Raw genomic sequence first — 406 nt, 5'->3', positions numbered from 1 at the left:
CTGACCAGCCATTTCCTGTGGGCACGCACGATTGGCTCGCAGGCCACCGAGGTCGCCATCCGTGCGGGCGTGCTCAATCGCATGGCCTCTCTGGCTCGCCCGCGGTCCGCACGCCTCACCTGAATTGGTGTTCTTGGGGGGCATCTTCGAAGGTCGATTTATGCAACAACGCCGACCGCACCCTCCATCGCTTGCAGAAGCTGCCTGATATCGTTGCCAGCTTCTTCCGTGCTCCGACTTGTCGCTATGCCTCAATGTGAGGCTTTACTTCCGACAAGTTTAATAAGCCCGCGTGCGACGTGCTACAAAGCCGTTCGCGGTTCTTCCAAGTGCGAATCTGGCTCGAAGTGGGCGACGCGGATTGGACCCAGCGAGAAGCGCTGCCGCGTCGTCGAAGGCGACGCGA

1 pseudogene is annotated in these 406 nt (G+C 60.6%); it reads left to right on the top strand.

The features are described from left to right. Positions 1–123, top strand: a pseudogene (locus VTU_RS33230) (IS5/IS1182 family transposase); the annotation flags it as partial. Between the last annotated feature and the right edge of the window lie 283 nt (positions 124–406).

The sequence above is a fragment of the Verminephrobacter aporrectodeae subsp. tuberculatae At4 genome (assembly GCF_000193225.1).
Classification (GTDB): Bacteria; Pseudomonadota; Gammaproteobacteria; order Burkholderiales; family Burkholderiaceae_C; genus Acidovorax; species Acidovorax aporrectodeae.
This window is presented reverse-complemented; position numbering and strand designations above follow the sequence as displayed.